The organism is Alcanivorax profundi, from assembly GCF_003597125.1.
Taxonomy (GTDB): domain Bacteria; phylum Pseudomonadota; class Gammaproteobacteria; order Pseudomonadales; family Alcanivoracaceae; genus Alcanivorax; species Alcanivorax profundi.
In genome coordinates this window covers 449535-466611 of the sequence record NZ_QYYA01000001.1, presented here as the reverse complement: position 1 = coordinate 466611, position 17077 = coordinate 449535, and the positions used below count along the sequence as shown (strand labels likewise).

Below are 17077 nucleotides of genomic sequence, written 5' to 3'. Positions count from 1 at the left end.
AAGACCGTGCTTGCGGACTACTGTAGCTGTTCTGGCTGTACCAGCACCCAGGGCATGACCACCACACTCCAGAGAGTCTGGTCGGCGCCATACCACTGTGTCGCCTGCGTGTCCGACACCTTGTCGACCAGACCCTTTTCACGCCACAGACTGATCTCGGCGGCGTTATCTTCCGAAAACGCCACGGCCACATCGACCAGATCCAGCCCAGGCGCCACATAGATGGTTTGACCACGGGCGAAAAAAGGCTGCAATTCGGCCCAGCTGGCCTTGGCGGTTTCCTGGTTGAGTTTGGCTTTCAGGATATCGCGGTCTTCACCGTTAGCAGACATGGTCGCCTCCGTATTCTGGGGCGGGCATTATCCTTGATGGAATGTGAAGTGGCAAAACGGGGGGGTAAAAAGAAACGCCCGCCATCTTTGGGGGTATGGCGGGCGGGCTGTACCGGGCCGAAATTGAACATCCGTGTTCTATCGCGTCCTTGCGAGATCCACTGTAGCGTTGTCGCCACGACGCCTTAAGTCGCAAATCGCCCGACTTCCTGTAAGCCTTTTGCCATAAGCGCCACAGACATAAGCTTACGACCAACGAATCTCCTGGCTCGCCTCCGCCACATGCCGGCGTCTGCGGTCATAAAGATCAAAGCGGGCTCCTTCTTCAGTGAAGGCCACCATGGAAAACGCATTGTCACTGAACACCTGTCCTGGCACATTCACTTGCCCCAGTGGACGCCCCCAGCCGCCATAGAGCAGGCCAGGCACACGGATCATCGGACGATACCAACGGAAAGCCATCAGTGCGGTGGGCCAGAACAGGCCGGAACAGGTCCAACTGTGCACCTGCTTGCCCCCATTGAGGGTGAGATTTGCATAGAGTGACGCATGGACATCACCACTGAGGACGACCAGTTTGCGACTGCGACTTTGCGCCATGGCCGTCAGCAAACGCTGCCGCTGATAACGGAAGCCTTCCCAGGCATCTTTGCCACGGAACGGGCGGCGCTGCTCCGGAAACAGCACCACAGAGGTCACCAGCACCTTGATCCTGTCGGGATCCGTGTCCAGCCAGCGCACAAAGGCCTGCTCCTGCTCTTCGCTGATCATGCGCCGCTGCCAGGACCAGCGGCTCAATACCCGCTCAGTACGAACATCCATCACAAAGAAATCAGCAGGCCCACGGGAAAAGGTGTACCAGAAGCGATCCGGATCACGATCCAGGTAGGTGCCAGCCTCATTGAGCGGGGCCGCCGGGGAATGGGAGGCCTGATAAATCTGGTACGCCTTGATGGCCGCCGGGTACTTGCTGGTCCAGCGGTCGGCATTGGCTCGTTCCGGCCAGTTATTCTCGATCTCATGATCATCCAGGATCATGTAGCTGTTGGTTTCCCGTAACAGCCTGGCCAGCTTGGGCTGGGCAAAACTTTCCCGGTACAGGGAAGAAAACTCTCCGCGATTATCCGCCGCACCAATGTTGTAAAGGGAGTCGGCGTAAACCTGATCGCCCCCAAACAACACAAAATCGGGCTTTTCGCGGGTGGACAGGTCAGACATTTCGGCAAAGATCTTGTCGGCTCTGTCGTCCTGGATCTTGCCGTCAAAACCCACAAACCGGTAGCAACAGGAGCCAAACAGAAAGCGGGTCTGATCTGCATCCGGCTGGTTGGTCACAAAACTGCCCTCACTGGCAGCAGACCAATCCAGTTCTGCGGGCTCCTCATCCGACACCCAACCCGCCTGATATTCATACCGGCCACCAGGCCGGAGGCCGTTGAGAATGACCACGCCCGACCCATCAAAATTACCGTTCAAGCGAAAGCGTCGAACATCAGACCATTGCGACTGACCTTCCTCACGCCAACGAATCCGGCCCCAGAGGAATTTTTGTCCCGCCGTCAGCCTTCCCTGGGGCAATGCCCCAAACACACGTACATGGGTATCACCAGACTCCCCGACAATGGGCCCTACCGCAAAGCGCTCAACTATCCTTGTCATTCTTTTCCTCTCGATTGAGCCCCCCGGCCCACACTGCTAGCATTCCAGTAGTTTACCCACCTTTTGCCAGGATCAATTCATAGTGTGCAAGGACGCTGGATACGCCCTCTACTTCGTTGTTGGCATCATGCTGATGTGCCTGACCTCTGGCAGCTTGGCCAGCAGCACAGGTACGCAGATTATTGCTGAACAGCAACAGAATCTACAGCCCTACCCTGGGGTGCAATATTTTTGTGCTTCAGAAGAGGATGTGCCCGACATCACCGGCATCAGGATGCGTAGTGATCTTCACTGGCTTTCGACAGGCGCTGCCGCTCCCAACCTGGGCTTTACTTCTCAACATTGTTGGTTCCATTTTTCGGTTCGTAACCTGAATCATCTCCATACCCAATGGCAGCTTCGTGTTGACTACGCCATGCTGGGGGAGATTGATGTTTATCAGCTTGATGCCGGAGGAAACCTGGTTTCCCATTATCAAGCCGGAATGGACCGTGAATTTTCCCTGCGTCCGAATCTGCAACCCTCACCCGTATTTCCTCTGACTCTACCCACAGGTCAGAACAGCGACATCTATCTGCTTGTCGCCTCCGCCCACAGCATTCAATTACCCCTGACCTTGCAATCCGAGGAGCAATTCGCCAAGTACTCGCAGAATATGACCATGGTCCAGGGCATCTTCTTCGGTGGAATGCTGGTGATGATTCTGTATAACCTGACCCTGTTCTTCTCGGTACGGGAAAAAGTGTATTTACTGTATGTGTTCTGGTCAGCCGCCATAACGCTTTTTCTTGCCATCCTGCATGGTTACGCACAGCGATATCTGTGGCCAGACTCACCGCTGGTAAGCAGTTATATCATTCATTTTCTGTTGCCCCTGCTTGTCATTCTCCCGTCGCTTTTCACACTCCATTTTCTGTCACTGAAGGACAAGGCTCCCAGAATGGCAGTATGGCTACGTGGACTTGTCCTGGTTGGCACCCTTCTCTTTCTCGCGGCTCCCTTCAGTAGTCGCGAGGCACTGATCCCGGTCTCTGTTTTCGCCATCCTGGCCATGGATTTCAGCATCCTCACCATCGGCTTGATTCGCTTGCGGGCAGGGGATCCTGACGCCCGCATTTTCACCGTTGCCTGGGGCTGTTTCATGGTCGGTGCAGCAACCATGGTGCTCAACAAGTATGGGATCATCTCTCGCAACAGCGTTACAGAAAACCTGGTACAGATCGGCGTCTTCCTGGAGGTCGTATTACTCTCTCTGGCTCTAGCACGACGAATTAACCGGTTAAAAGAAGCTCACTCAGATTCTATTCGTGAAAGAGCCATTGCCGAGATGGAAGCATTCAAGGCAGGAGCTCGTAACCATGCGAAAAGCGAGTTCCTGGCTACCATGAGCCATGAAATACGAACACCGATGAACGGAATCATGGGAATGACGGACTTGCTTCGTCGAACTCCATTAAGCCAACAGCAGGCTCAATACGTCAGCACGATCTATCAGTCGACCCAATCACTGCTCACCGTCATCAACGACATCCTGGACTACTCGCGGATTGAATCGGGCAAACTGGAACTGGATTATCAGACTGTTGCCGTGGAAAGCGTGGTCGATGATTGTGTCAGGCTTTTTGCGCTGCGTTCCAGCGAAAAAAGAATCCCGCTGTATATGCACATAGACAGCCGGGTTCCCGAGCAAATCCGCACTGACCCCATCCGCCTCAAGCAAATCATTACCAACCTGCTCAGTAATGCTTTCAAATTCACCGAGCGCGGCAATATCGCTTTACACCTGACGCTGAAACAACCTGTAAATAGCCAGAACCAATGCGTGTTGATGATCGAAGTTGTCGATACAGGTATTGGCCTGGATGAGGGCCAGCAAAGCACGCTGTTCCAAACTATCAACGAGCGCCCCAATCGTAGCAAGCATGGCGGCGCAGGCCTCGGACTGGTCATCTGTAAACGACTGACCGACCTGCTAGGTGGCGATATAGGCGTGTCCAGCTCGTTAGGACGCGGTGCAACGTTCTGGTTATCCCTCCCTGTGGAGGCGATCAAGTCACGGCAACAACCCGCACTGCGAAACCGCTCTGCGGTGGTTATTTCCAGCATCCCCGCCCAGCTTCTCAGTCTCTCGCAAATTCTCAGCCGCTGGGGCGCCTCTACCCATGAGTTTCGGGATGTGGAAACGGCACTGGATCCAATCAATCCCTCCCGCTCGGTGGATTTCGTAATCGCTGATCTGGCGGTGATGGAAAATCCGCATTATGTGGAACGTTTAAGGACTCATTACCAGTCTCCCACGCTGCTGTTGTTACACCCTACCGGAGAACCTCTCAGCGAAACGCTGCCAGAAGACCTTTTGATGATCGAAACACCGTTTTCCTGTCAGGCTCTCAAGCGCAGTTTGCTAACAGGGAAAGACGAGACAGGAAGCGACTCTTCGCCATACGAAGCCAGGGCGATAATCCTCGATAAAGCGAATCACCTGAATGTAATCGTTGCAGAAGATAATCCTGTGAATCAGCTTGTGATTGACAGTATTCTCAAATCCCTCGGGATTCAGGCTACGTTAGCAAGCGATGGAGGGCAGGCACTGTCATTGCTTCGCGAGCAACCGGATTACTGGGATATCATCTTTATGGACTGTGAAATGCCGGTGCTGGACGGCTATCAGGCGACTGGCGAAATCCGGGAAATGGAAGCGCAACTAGGCAGCCACCCTCATTGCTGGATCATCGGACTGTCCGCCCACGCCACCAATGAGTATGTTCAGAAAGCCCGAGATGCCGGGATGGATGATTACCTGAGCAAGCCGGTGTCCCAGCAACAGGTCAGCGAAGCCCTGAAACGAGCGCAGCTATCCATGTCTAAAGGTAGCGACTAGTCTCGCCACACAATGGCATAACGTAACTGACGCACGCAGAGCCGTTTTATTCGGATCACCAGAGCAAGGCGACTGCCAGTCCGTGATGTCCCTGACGGCCCAACCTCAGGGACTATGACTCGATCAGCGACGGCTCAAGCAAATCAGCACAGGCCACCAGCAAGTCGCGGCTACGAACCGGCTTACCCATAAACGCGTCGCAGCCGGCATCAAGACAGCGCTGGCGGTCCACAGCCAGCACGTTTGCAGTTAATGCCAGTACCGGGCCCTCAAATCCTTTATCACGCAATGCCCTGGCTGTCTCATAGCCATCCATCACCGGCATCTGCATATCCAGTACCACCAGAGAATAATGGCTGTCATTCTGATATGCCTCGCAGGCCTCTCGCCCATTTTCCGCTTCGACGACCGTCATGCCGGCACGTTCAAGCAAGGTCTTCACCAGCAAGCGATTAACCTGATTGTCTTCCACCAGCAAGACACGGCCATTAAGCTGAGGCAACGGCTGAGCCTGTTCCCCCGCAGGCAAAACCGAAGGCGCTACTGTCGCATCCAGGGCGAGCTCGAAAGGCATCTCCAACGTAAAACAGCTCCCTGTGCTATCGCTGGTGACGCTGATATCCCCGCCCTGGGCTCGGGCGAGTTCACGGGCAATACTCAACCCCAGCCCGGAGCCGGTGTAACGGCGAGTGTGAGATACATCGGCCTGCGTAAAGGGCTGAAATATGCTCTGCAACTGGGACTCTGTAATGCCAATACCCGTGTCCTCAACGCGGATGCTGAGCCGCTGATCCGGACGCTGCCACACTACGCGTATTCGGATCGTCCCCTGCTCAGTGAACTTGACCGCATTCCCCACCAGGTTGACCACGATCTGGCGTAGACGGAAAACGTCTCCGTTCAATGCAGCCGGCATGGTCCCATCCATTTCCAGGGCAAGTTCAATTCCCTTTTCAACGGCACGCAGGCGAAAGCTTTCAACAACCTCCTGCAACAGTTCTATTACCGAGAATACCGATTCCTCGCGATCCAATTGCCCTGCTTCAATTCGCGACAAATCCAGCACGTTATTAATCAGCGCCAACAAGGCATCCCCATTGTGCTGGATAATATTCAAATAATGCTGGCGATCGGCATCACTACCGCGCCCTTCTCGTAATAGCTCGGCATACCCCAGAATAGCGGTCATAGGCGTGCGAATTTCATGGCTCATGTTGGCGAGGAACTGGCTTTTTGTCTTGCTTGCAGCTTCCGCCTGGCGACGGGCAGATGCCAACTGGTTTTGGGCATGATCAATGCTGTCGACCATGGCATTGAAGTCCTCGGCAAGCTCTCCAATTTCATCGTTGCCCAGCACCGGGACCCGTTGGTCAAGCGTTCCGCCGCGGGCAATCGATCGAACCGCATTGTGTACCGAGCCCAGGCGGCCGAATAACAGCCCCTGGATTCGCCAATAGACTCCCGCCACAGTCATTGCCGCAAGAATGCTGAGAATCAAGGCCATGAGAAGGATGACGGTACTCTTCAACCCCTGCACATCACTTGGTAATTCCACAACGATTTCAAGGGGTTGGCCGTCAAAGAAGTCAGGAATCGGAAAGCGCCCCCTGAGTAGCCCCTCAGCATCTGAGAATAGCCCCCTTTCCACGCCCCCCTCCTGCGATAACTCTCTCACATAAAGTGCATGCCCAACCCTGTCAGAGAGATACTCAAGCCAGTAACCGTCAATCCAGATACCCAACAGGTAGGCCTGACAATTCTGCTCCACCGCAGTACTAAAAAGCAGCGGGCGTCCGTTTACCCGTACCACCCCCCAGATGGGGGCACAGCCCTCCGCCTCAAAACGGTCTGCCAGACGCTCGAATACCGGCAGTGCGGGCTCCTCAACCCCAAGGGCACTACCGAGACGCCCCCCATCCAGAGACAGCATGAGATCAAGCTGACCTACCCCGCCCAGATTCCCTGGAGGGGAGTCCGGCTGACGGCTCCAATCTTCAGCCCGGATGCGCAATACTGAAAGCTGATCAAGAAATGCACTCTCAACCACACTCAATTCCCGCTCAGCAGACGACTCCAGCATGGATTCCAGCAGGCTGTGATTGACCCTGGCCAGAGCCAGCAGCGCAACGCACACACAGGCCGCGGTGGACAGTATCAACAACCACCGAATACGGGCACGAAGCGTCATTGCCGGTTTTCCCCTCTGAATCACCAAGAACACAAACCCCAACCATGCCACACAGGTACACAAAAACGGTAGCCCCGTCCCTGCTCAGTGGACTCACGCTCATCACTAACGGAAGGCACGGGATGAAAATAGTGCAGTCTCGCCGTATCATAGGCGCCCCATTTCCCGGATAAATGACACCGTTCTCATGAGTGACACGCCACGCAAGATCCTGGTGACCAGCGCCCTGCCCTACGCCAATGGCCCGATCCATCTGGGCCACCTGCTTGAATACATCCAGACCGACATCTGGGTGCGTTTCCAGAAGCTCCGCGGGCAGATGTGCACCTATGTCTGTGCCGATGATGCCCACGGCACCGCCATCATGCTCAAGGCCGAAGAGAACGGTATTACCCCGGAACAGCAGATCGCCCAGGTGAAGGCCGATCACGAGAAGGACTTTGCCGACTTCCAGATTCGTTTCGACAACTACTACAGCACCCACAGCCCGGAAAACCAGGCGCTGTCAGAGATGGTCTTCCAGCGAAACAAAGACGCAGGCTACATCATCGAGAAGACCATCACCCAGCTTTACGACCCGCAGAAAGGCATGTTCCTGGCCGACCGTTTCGTCAAGGGCACCTGCCCGAAGTGCAAGGCGGAAGACCAGTATGGCGACAACTGTGAAGTCTGCGGTGCGACCTACTCCCCTGCAGAGCTGATCGAGCCCTACTCTGCCGTCAGTGGTGCCACCCCGGTAGAGAAGGACACCACCCAGCTGTTCTTCGACTTGCCCAAATTCGAGCCGCTGTTGCGCGAGTGGACCCGTTCCGGCGCCTTGCAAGAACAAGTCGCCAACAAATTGCAGGAATGGATCGAAGACCTGCAGCCCTGGGACATCTCCCGGGAAGCGCCCTATTTTGGTTTCGAGATCCCCGGTTACCCCGGCAAGTATTTTTATGTCTGGCTGGATGCCCCGATCGGGTACATGGCGAGCTTCAAGAACTACTGCGACCGCGAAGGCCTCAGCTTCGACGACTACTGGGCAGAAGGCTCCAACGCCGAGCTGTATCACTTTATTGGCAAGGACATCATCAATTTCCACGGTCTTTTCTGGCCGGCCATGCTGGACGGTGCCGGTCTGCGCAAACCCACGGCTATCTACAGCCATGGCTTTGTCACCGTGAACGGCGCCAAGATGTCCAAGTCCCGCGGCACCTTTATCAAGGCCCGAACCTATCTGGATCATCTCAGCCCTGAATACCTGCGTTATTACTTTGCTGCCAAGCTTTCCAGCCGTGTGGATGACTTTGACCTCAACCTGGAAGACTTTGTCCAGCGGGTGAATTCAGATCTGGTAGGTAAACTGGTAAACATCGCCAGCCGTACCGGTAACTTTGTGAAAAAGTTTGGCGGCACCTTGAGCGCCGAGCTGGATAACCCACTGCTGGTTCGCGAGGTGCAGGAAGCCGCTCCGCGGATTGCCGAGTTCTACGAGCAGCGTGAGTTTGGCAAGGCCATGCGGGAAATCATGGCGCTGGCCGACCATACCAACGGCTACATCGCCGAAAAGGCTCCCTGGTCACTGGCCAAGGAAGAAGGCAAGGAACAGGAGGTGCTGGCCATCTGCACCACCGCCATCAATGTCTTCCGTCTGTTGGTGCTGTACCTGAAGCCAGTACTACCGGCACTGGCCGAGCGCGCAGAGGCGTTTCTGCAGATCGACCCGCTCCGCTGGGACGATGCCGGGCAGCTTCTGCTGGAGCATGACATTGCCAAGTTCAAGCCCTTGCTTGGCCGGGTAGAAAGCAGCCAGATCGATGCCATGCTCAGTGATTCAAAGGAGGTTACGGCCGCCGCCAAGGCTTCGACCGCCCCGGCAAAAGCCAGCAACAAGATGGACGACACGGTGGATGACACCATCAGCATCGATGACTTCCTGAAGGTCAAACTGCGCGTGGCGCGCGTTGCCAAGGCCGCTCACGTAGAAGGCGCCGACAAACTGCTGCAACTCACCCTGGATGTGGGAGAGCTGGGCGAACGCAATGTCTTTGCCGGCATCAAGGCCAAATATCAACCGGAGCAGCTGGAAGGCAAACTGGTGGTCCTGGTCGCCAACCTGGCGCCGCGCAAGATGAAGTTCGGTGTCTCAGAGGGGATGGTGCTGGCCGCAGGCCCTGGTGGCGAAGACATCTACGTACTCAGCCCCGATAACGGCGCCAAACCCGGGATGGAGGTGCGCTAACCTGCTCACCCTCTTCCTCTGCTGTGAAAGCAATCAGGCCCCACGTGCCGGGGCCTGTATTGTTTCACGGCAGCCTCTGGGTAAACCCCCTGCATGCCTGGCGTGGTCAGGAGCACGCAGAGGTTGTTGCTTGCCTCGACGGCAGGCTGGCCTGCACTCGTTGTCCCATGTCCTTCGAAGGTGATGAGTCGATGGATCGACATACACTGTCAACACCGCCCCCTCTTGGCCATGGCAGAGGGGCCAAGCCAGCCTGAAAAACTGAACTCGCCAGGTATTATTCCGAGGCTCCCTCAATGAACTAACTACTGATGGCTGTACGCGAGCTGGCTCATGCTGACTCTGGCACGCCCTTCTGCCGCCGCACTACCAGACAGGTACAACCCCGCCTTGAAATAGCACTTGTAATCAGCCCAATCAGACACATTTTCCACATGGACCAGATTTCCATTCAGGCTAATAAAAACCTGATGATTATAAACCCTGAGTTCAGCCTGAATTTCCTGTCCAGTACGCGGTACCAATGGCACTTTTTTGTAGCCCGTTTTTTCGTGATAAAACACCGCCACAAGATAGTCTTGGTATACCTTCCCGCCAATGCTCTGCGCTTTGGCCCAGGTTAACCTCAGAGGCGGTTTGACTGACGTTTTTTCCTTACGGTGCAATTGCATCCAGGTGTACTCATTGATGGTGGAATCGCTGAGCCTAAGGGTTGCCGTCATTCGGTGATTTCCCGCCACTGACCACTCTGGGTATTGGCGCAACTCCGAGCGTTTTTTGGGTTTACCCTGCCGGGTCAGATCGAACACCACATTATCGTTTTCAAAATAAAAATACTCCATTTCGGGGTATGTCAGCAGGGTCTCCGTGTCGGTTGTCACCTTACCGGTTTTCCCATCTGTCACTTCATACTGCAATACGCTGGAAGAAAAAGGATCAGCAAACTTTTCTTTTCCGGACGCCTGAGATTCCTCATTTTCAGCAGCGTCCGTTTCCTCAGTTTCTTTCCCATACGCAGGCGACGTCACGCCAACACTGCTTTCCTCGTTATCTGAAGAAACCACTGCGGGCGCCCCACCACCGCCACCGCAACCAAGCACATTGAGAGTAAAAATAAAGACGAACGTTTTATATAAAGAACACATTTTTTATTCCTGAAAACTCTCCTTAATACCTACGGAGGTAGACCTTCCCTGTGACTACCGCAAGAGAGGGTAAGACTTTATTCTTATCCCTGTGTATCGCAGAGAATCCTAGCCACGAAGCAAAGCCCGCTCTACGGGCTTTTCGTTAAAATGTGATTTAAAACGTCTAAGTAATTTAACTTAAAATCTGTCAACGGGATTTGAGGAAGAAATTGCTATAACACGAAAAAGGAATAGACCATTCGCCGATTAAAAATAGCCAAAGGTATTAATTTTAATCGCCTATAAAATATTTTTGTTAGCCAAAAGAATTACCTTAATCTGGACAGCAATCCAGATAGCGTCGCAAGGCATCTTCGCTGCAAATGGTGACCTGCCCGTAACCCAGCTCAACCAACCCCTCACGCTGAAACTGCTTGAGCGTGCGATGAACCCCTTGGCGGGTCATCCCCATCATGTTGGCGATGTGCTCACGGGTCAGCCGCACAGTGACCGGACCGCCCGGCTCTGCTCCCCCGCGCTGCATGTCGCACAGAAATAACAACCGCCGTCCGATCCTGACCGTGGTCCCGCGCAAGGCGTCTTCCTGGATGACCGTCATGGCCGACCAGAGCCGACGGCTGATGCACTCGAGCACGACCGGATAGCACTGCGGGTAGCGACTCATCAGGTCCCGAAAATACGCCCCGGGTAATTCCACCAGTGTTGCCTGCGTATGTGCCGTGGCACCGTAAACCCGATCGGCACCGGGCGCGAAGACCGCATCGCCCACCCAGGCCCCCTGGTCAAACACAATCAAGACCGATTCCCGACCTTCCTGGTTGACCGAATTGATCCGCACCATTCCTCTGGCGATGACACACAGGAATGTCTGGGGCTCCCCTTTCTCATAGATCACCTCACCCGGCTGGAAATGGCGGATACGGGCATGACGTGCAGCCTCGTCCAGTGCCGCTTCGGGAAAACCGGCGAACAGGGGGCAGTGTTGCAAGGCATCAAGAGCAATAGACATACGCCAATTGTAAACAGGTTGACAGTCTTGCCAAGAAAAAGCGGCCTACACTCCCGTCATGTCCTATCGACACATCACGGGGAACACCGTGACACCCACAACAATCTGTCTCCAGGGAGAGCGCTACAATGAACAGCCAGGTAAAACTTGACCCAGCCGCCATCACCTCCAAGCAAGCGGATGTCAGCCCCGAAGAGTGGCAACTGCGGGTGGACCTCGCCGCTGCCTATAGACTAGTGGCCTTGTATGGTTGGGATGATCTGATCTTCACCCATCTGTCCGCCCGAATCCCGGGCGATGAGCACCATTTCCTGATCAACCCCTACGGCATGATGTTCGACGAAATCACCGCATCAAGCCTGGTGCGCGTCGACCAGGACGGCAACAAGCTCAACGCCGGCGATTTCGACATCAACCCGGCGGGCTTCACCATTCACAGTGCCATTCATGCCGTACGTGAGGACGCTGTCTGCGTCATGCACACCCACACCACCGCCGGCGTGGCTGTGTCTGCACAGAAAGAAGGGTTGCTTCCCCTGTCACAACAAAGCCTGTTTCCGCTCTCTGGGTTGTCGTATCACGACTATGAAGGGGTCGCACTGCGCGATGACGAAAAAGCCCGCCTGCAGGCCGATTTGGGCAGCACCAACTTCATGATTCTTCGTAACCATGGCTTGCTCACGGTGGGCAGCACCGTGGCGGACACCTTCCTCAACATGTTCATCCTGCAACGGGCCTGTGAGATCCAGCTACAGGCCTTATCGGGCAATCGCCCGCTGACCCCGATTCCTGATGGCATCGTCAACACCATCAAACAACAGGCCTCTCAGGTCACCAAGGGCATGGGGGGCAACCTGGCCTGGCCGGGCCTGCTACGCAAGCTGGACCGGGAAAACCCCGGTTATGCAGACTGAGGGCTACCGCAATGAACGACATGACACAACCCCGTGCCGCCTTCACCCACATGAAGGACGGCCAGGCCGAGGACTGGAAGATCATTGCCGAGAATTTTGGCGAGTTCAGCAAAGGACTGCCGGACCGGATCATGGCGCACCTGCGACTGCTGGAAGGCGATTTCGGCGGGTTCAGGATCGACCGGTTCCAACACTGCCTGCAAACTGCCACCCTCGCCCATCGCGACGGCAAGGACGATGAATACGTCGTCTGCGCCTTGCTGCATGACATCGGCGATACCCTTGGCACCTTCAACCATGCGGACGTGGCAGCGGTTTTGCTGGAACCCTTTGTCAGCGAAGCCAATCACTGGATGGTGAAGCATCACGCCATTTTCCAGGGGTATTACTTCTTCCATTATCTGGGCATGGACAGGGACATGCGCGAGCACTTCCGCGAACATCCCTTCTATCGGCAAACGCTGGAATTCGTCAGCAAGTACGATTCTCCGGCGTTCAATCCGGATGGAGAGATTCTGCCACTGAATTACTTCGAGCCCATGCTGCGGCAGGTTTTCGCCAGCCCGCGAAAGTCACTTTACAAGGACGCCATGAGCAACGACTGAGGCGCCTCACTGACGCCCTCCCTGGCGGGAGGAGCGTCAGTCCCAACCTGGCCCGCGACACGCAAAGTGAACAGTCTTGACCTCACTGTTTCCTTTCCCGCCAATCTCCCTGTCATTGCAGGCCAAAAACCCGCAAGTTCTCTACGTGAAATCTTCGGTCATTGTCACCGACCCAGCGTAAACGCTATGTATAAGGGCAATATCGCGCTTTCACGACGAGGTCGTAATGACACAGTCTCTGGATGCACTCTGGGAACAGGTGCGTGCACAGAAAACCCGGATTCCCTCCCTGTATGGCGACATTGATTTTGATGTCACCCCGGAGCGTTTTACCGACGACATCCACACCCGCAGCGCCCTGCCCGAAAAATTCGCAGGCAAGTACCGGGGCAAGATTCTGGCCGACAAGGAAAAAGTGGAACGGGCCCGCGCCTATACCCTGCTCGGTGACAATGTGGCCGATGCATATGCCGCGCTGATGCCCGAATACGGGTTCCGCAACCTGATCACCATGCTCAAGACCGCCTGCGACAAGGGACTGGATGCGGTAGATAATCCGCCCCAGGAACTGAGCGATTTCATTCAGGCCATGGAAGCGACACCGGACTGGGTAGACATGGATCTGGTTCGCGAGGGCGCGCGCCTGAGCCGTAACCAGATGGTCAACCTGGCACCCTATGTTATCCGTGGCGCGTTCGTCGCCACCTTCATGAACAAGTACTCCGGGTTGCCCATGGCCATCACCGGCACCCTGGCCAACGAGTCGGTGAACCAGCGGATCAATGAGACCGCCAGTTTCTTCACCACCGCCACCCTGCCTGGCGCTCTGGAACGCTTTGGCCCAGGCTTCAAGGCGGCCGCCATGGTGCGCCTGATGCACTCCATGGTGCGTTTCAACATCATCAAGCGGGCGACCACCGACAAGGGCGGCCCCTGGGATCCCGCGGTCTACGGCATACCTATCCCGCAGGTAGACCAGATGCCGGCCGGCACCATGCCCGCCTACCTGACGGCGTTCAAGGCCATGCGCAAGGGCCGCAAACATTTCACCCGGCAAGAACGGGCGATCGTGGAACTGTCGCGTTACGAGTGTTTTCTGCTCGGCCTGCCTGCAGAGTTGCTACCCGCAGAAGCCCCGGACATCATCGACACCATGCTCACTTATTCCGGCACGCTGCGTGAAGGGTATGACGACAGCACCTGTGGTGAGCTGACGCGGGCAACCATGTCCGTCTATCGTCCCAAGGATGACAAGCTGATCAGCAAGGTTCACAACGCGGTGGAGCGCAGTTTCTCGAAAGTGTTCTTTACCCAGGCGTTTCTCGGCAAGAAGGACAAATCAAAGGCTGAAGAGATGGGCGTGGCACCCCACGCGCTGGACTATGCCCTGTTCAGCGTCGGCAATCTTTTCATCATGCCGCGCCTGCTGGCCTATCGCACCCTGCAGGATATTCCGGTGGCCAACAAGGTTGCCGACCGCATTCTGGTCAAACGCATCAAGCAGCTGCTGGTGGATTACGGTCATGCCGAATACACCACCGATGCCAACCAGTACGCCCCGACCACCAGCGAACCCGCTGCCTGACCCTGCCCGCTGCTGTGGGCGCCGGCCTCTGCCGCGCCTACAGCAGCAAACCTGCCACCAACAACGACAGTGCCATCAGCCCGTGGGGCAGAAACACGTGGCGCCACCCAAGGATCCGCAACAACTCACGGCTTCCCCCGGCACGCCGGCTACGTTCCCAGCTATCGGCGGTCTGGAACGGCGCGATGTCATCCACCTCACCACGAAAGTGCGCTTCAATTTTTTCTATGCGCGCATAGTGCGCCGACTGAAACGCCTTCCAATGGCCTTCCACCAGCCAGAACATCAGGCTACCCAGCATCCCCACCCAAAGCAGGGACGGACGATCAAAGAACGCGCCCGATCCGGCCAGAATGCCGGCAAGCGTGACACTCCAGGCCTTGATCGTCAGGGATTTCTGATCGAAAGAATCAATCAGGTGAGTGAGATGGAAGTACTCCGCTTCCAGCTGCTGGTCTCGTTGCGTCACGACTGTCCCCTGTTCATTAATGCCTCGCACCGCGCCATTTAACCTGATCCCCCGGCGCTGCACAAAAACGCATTGCGGCGTTATTGAACATGGCCCTTAAGGAGCCTCTGAATAGCTCCTTGCATGCTCAGCGTGACTTGGAGCGTGCAGCTGTTGTGTCTTGTCTCGACGGTAAGGGTGGTTCCCTTTCCTAGAGGCAAGGCGCAGCAGATGGGCGCTCCAAGCCGCGCCTTTATGCTCGTCAGGGTACGTAGGGTCTTCCAGGCTGGCCCGCACTCGTTGTTGCGCTTCTTTCGAAGGTGAAGAGCCGATGGATGGACATACACCTTCAAAATCGCGCCCCTCTTTACCTTTTGACCCATACAGGGGCGAACCAGCCTGAAAGACTGAGCACACAAGGAGCTATTCAGAGGCTCCTTAACATTCTTTTGCAACTGTCCACGAACGGATTGCTCCGCCCTGCACTCCAAACCGGAAATAACCGAAATAAGGAGTGAGCCATGAAAAGCGCAGCTATTGCCGGTCTGGGTATCGCAGGTGCCGTGGCTATTGCAGGGGTCGGGTACGGCGCCTACGAGGCCATGACGCCAGCAAAATCCGGATACGCCACCGTCACCAAGGTGGAACCCATTGTTGAACGCTGGGAAGAACCCCGGGAGGTTTGTCAGGATGTCACCAGCACACGGCAGAAACCCGCCAAAGATCAGCACCGCGTGACGGGCACCGTTGTTGGCGCCGTTATCGGCGGGGTGGTTGGTCATCAATTTGGTGGCGGCAGCGGCAAAGATGCTGCCACGGCCGGCGGGGCCATTGCCGGCGGCGTGGCGGGCAACCAGATCCAGAAAGGGATGCAACAACGCAACACCGAAACCGTGACCGAACAACAATGTCGCACCGTCATGGAAAGCCGTAGCAAGACCGAAGGCTACGAAGTGACCTACGTCTTCAATGACAACGAAGACACCATCCGCCTGGACAAGAAGCCTGGCAAACGCCTGCGGATCGAAGACGGGGATGTGGTCACCCCCTGACAGGCTGTTGAACCCTCGTTCGAGAACCTGACCCGGTTCTCGAACGACGGACCGCAATCAGGGGTTCAGATAGTGAACCCCTGTCATATTCTCCGATACCTGCCACAACCGCTGTGCCACTTCCGGGTTATCGGCGATCCGGCGGGCATAGGCTTTGGCCGGATAGCCACGTAGCTCCAGCAGCTTGCCATCGGGTCCGTAATATTCCCCGGCCTGCACATCCGCACTGGTCGCCGCCATCACACCCGGCAGGCAACCCATCTCAGCGGGTTGCGCTATCATCGCGTTGAACAACCCTCCGCCAGGTACGGTATCCTGCAAATGGGTCGCGGAGTAACCGGGGTGAGCCGCAAAGGCCCGGATAGGGGAACCGGCCGCCAGTAAGCGTCGATGCAACTCACGAGCAAAGATCAGGTTCGCCAGTTTGCTCTGCGCATAGAACGGCCAGCGCCAGTAGGATTTCTCGGCATTGAGGTTATCCCACATGATCTTGCCGCCCCGATGCACCACACTGGATATCTGCACGATGCGTGGTGCCGGTGCCGCCTCCAAGACCGGCAGTAGCTGCCCGGTCAGCGCAAAATGGCCAAGATGATTGGTGCCAAACTGAATCTCAAATCCGTCTTTGGTGCGCTGCAGTGGTGGCGCCATCAAGCCGGCATTATTGAGCAGCACATCCACCTTGTCGAAACGGCCACTAACCTCCTGCGCAAATTCTTTAACGGAGGCCAGATCAGCCAGATCCAGCGCCATGATCTCCAAACTGGCGCCCGCGGTTTCGGCCATCACCTGCTCGGCCGCAGCTTGCGCTTTGGATGCATTCCGGCACGCCATGATCACCTGCGCGCCATTGGCCGCAAACAGCTTGACGGCCTCCAGCCCAATACCACTGTTCGCGCCGGTCACCAAAATGGTCTTATTGCTCAAATCCGGAATATGGTCCGGCCGCCAGGTGGATCTTCCCATCTCATGCTCCTTGCAGAGACTCGTGTCTCGTCCGATTTCGGTAGCGCTATAGTGCGCATTCAGCAC

Annotated in this window: 13 protein-coding genes; 6 read left to right on the top strand and 7 right to left on the bottom strand. The window is 56.1% G+C overall.

Annotated elements, in window-relative coordinates:
- Positions 1-17: 17 nt before the first annotated feature.
- Positions 18-332 (bottom strand): DUF2288 domain-containing protein, encoded by a 315-nt coding sequence (locus D4A39_RS02220; RefSeq protein ID WP_022986239.1) that lies wholly within the window; start codon positions 330-332, stop codon positions 18-20.
- Between the two features lie 246 nt (positions 333-578).
- Positions 579-1991, bottom strand: coding sequence for an alkaline phosphatase D family protein (locus tag D4A39_RS02215; protein ID WP_022986240.1), 1413 nt, complete (start codon positions 1989-1991; stop codon positions 579-581).
- 82 nt (positions 1992-2073) lie between these two features.
- On the opposite strand from D4A39_RS02215, the gene D4A39_RS02210 reads away from it, so the two are divergent.
- Entirely contained in the window at positions 2074-4872 is a 2799-nt protein-coding gene (locus D4A39_RS02210; protein WP_233552386.1) for a hybrid sensor histidine kinase/response regulator, read from the top strand.
- 112 nt (positions 4873-4984) lie between these two features.
- Here the strand turns inward: D4A39_RS02210 and D4A39_RS02205 are convergent, their stop codons facing one another.
- Positions 4985-7060: an ATP-binding protein gene (locus tag D4A39_RS02205; RefSeq protein ID WP_022986242.1), complete on the bottom strand. Its 2076-nt coding sequence runs from the start codon at positions 7058-7060 to the stop codon at positions 4985-4987.
- A gap of 187 nt (positions 7061-7247) precedes the next feature.
- On the opposite strand from D4A39_RS02205, the gene metG reads away from it, so the two are divergent.
- Positions 7248-9284 (top strand): methionine--tRNA ligase, encoded by a 2037-nt coding sequence (metG, locus tag D4A39_RS02200; protein ID WP_022986243.1) that lies wholly within the window; start codon positions 7248-7250, stop codon positions 9282-9284.
- A 305-nt stretch (positions 9285-9589) separates the two neighbouring features.
- On the opposite strand, the gene D4A39_RS02195 is transcribed toward metG, so the two are convergent.
- The gene (locus D4A39_RS02195) at positions 9590-10429 is read right to left on the bottom strand and encodes a polysaccharide lyase family 7 protein (protein WP_022986244.1); all 840 of its coding nucleotides are present in this window, start codon (positions 10427-10429) and stop codon (positions 9590-9592) included.
- 316 nt (positions 10430-10745) lie between these two features.
- Positions 10746-11441, bottom strand: coding sequence for a Crp/Fnr family transcriptional regulator (locus tag D4A39_RS02190; protein ID WP_022986245.1), 696 nt, complete (start codon positions 11439-11441; stop codon positions 10746-10748).
- Between the two features lie 128 nt (positions 11442-11569).
- Here D4A39_RS02190 and D4A39_RS02185 point away from each other — a divergent pair, with 128 nt between their 5' ends.
- The 3 genes from D4A39_RS02185 to D4A39_RS02175 all read left to right on the top strand — a co-directional run bounded on the left by D4A39_RS02185 (position 11570) and on the right by D4A39_RS02175 (position 14545).
- On the top strand, positions 11570-12355 hold the full coding sequence (locus D4A39_RS02185; RefSeq protein ID WP_022986246.1) for a class II aldolase/adducin family protein: 786 nt from the start codon (positions 11570-11572) through the stop codon (positions 12353-12355).
- An 11-nt stretch (positions 12356-12366) separates the two neighbouring features.
- Positions 12367-12960, top strand: a complete 594-nt coding sequence (locus D4A39_RS02180; RefSeq protein WP_022986247.1) for an HD domain-containing protein — start codon at positions 12367-12369, stop codon at positions 12958-12960.
- 226 nt (positions 12961-13186) lie between these two features.
- A complete protein-coding gene (locus D4A39_RS02175) occupies positions 13187-14545 on the top strand; it encodes an oxygenase MpaB family protein (RefSeq protein WP_022986248.1) in 1359 nt (452 codons plus the stop codon).
- 37 nt (positions 14546-14582) lie between these two features.
- On the opposite strand, the gene D4A39_RS02170 is transcribed toward D4A39_RS02175, so the two are convergent.
- The gene (locus tag D4A39_RS02170; RefSeq protein ID WP_022986249.1) at positions 14583-15014 is read right to left on the bottom strand and encodes a hypothetical protein; all 432 of its coding nucleotides are present in this window, start codon (positions 15012-15014) and stop codon (positions 14583-14585) included.
- Between the two features lie 500 nt (positions 15015-15514).
- Between D4A39_RS02170 and D4A39_RS02160 the strand changes: the two genes are divergently transcribed.
- Positions 15515-16045, top strand: coding sequence for a glycine zipper 2TM domain-containing protein (locus tag D4A39_RS02160; RefSeq protein ID WP_022986214.1), 531 nt, complete (start codon positions 15515-15517; stop codon positions 16043-16045).
- Positions 16046-16102: 57 nt separating this feature from the next.
- On the opposite strand, the gene D4A39_RS02155 is transcribed toward D4A39_RS02160, so the two are convergent.
- The gene (locus tag D4A39_RS02155; protein WP_022986215.1) at positions 16103-17011 is read right to left on the bottom strand and encodes an oxidoreductase; all 909 of its coding nucleotides are present in this window, start codon (positions 17009-17011) and stop codon (positions 16103-16105) included.
- Positions 17012-17077: the final 66 nt, after the last annotated feature.

Coding starts and splice junctions, on each gene's coding strand:
- D4A39_RS02220 (WP_022986239.1), bottom strand. CDS start 332: ATGTCTGCTAACGGTGAAGACCGCGATATCCTGAAAGCCAAACTCAAC.
- D4A39_RS02215 (WP_022986240.1), bottom strand. CDS start 1,991: ATGACAAGGATAGTTGAGCGCTTTGCGGTAGGGCCCATTGTCGGGGAG.
- D4A39_RS02205 (WP_022986242.1), bottom strand. CDS start 7,060: ATGACGCTTCGTGCCCGTATTCGGTGGTTGTTGATACTGTCCACCGCG.
- metG (WP_022986243.1), top strand. CDS start 7,248: ATGAGTGACACGCCACGCAAGATCCTGGTGACCAGCGCCCTGCCCTAC.
- D4A39_RS02195 (WP_022986244.1), bottom strand. CDS start 10,429: ATGTGTTCTTTATATAAAACGTTCGTCTTTATTTTTACTCTCAATGTG.
- D4A39_RS02190 (WP_022986245.1), bottom strand. CDS start 11,441: ATGTCTATTGCTCTTGATGCCTTGCAACACTGCCCCCTGTTCGCCGGT.
- D4A39_RS02185 (WP_022986246.1), top strand. CDS start 11,570: ATGAACAGCCAGGTAAAACTTGACCCAGCCGCCATCACCTCCAAGCAA.
- D4A39_RS02180 (WP_022986247.1), top strand. CDS start 12,367: ATGAACGACATGACACAACCCCGTGCCGCCTTCACCCACATGAAGGAC.
- D4A39_RS02175 (WP_022986248.1), top strand. CDS start 13,187: ATGACACAGTCTCTGGATGCACTCTGGGAACAGGTGCGTGCACAGAAA.
- D4A39_RS02160 (WP_022986214.1), top strand. CDS start 15,515: ATGAAAAGCGCAGCTATTGCCGGTCTGGGTATCGCAGGTGCCGTGGCT.
- D4A39_RS02155 (WP_022986215.1), bottom strand. CDS start 17,011: ATGGGAAGATCCACCTGGCGGCCGGACCATATTCCGGATTTGAGCAAT.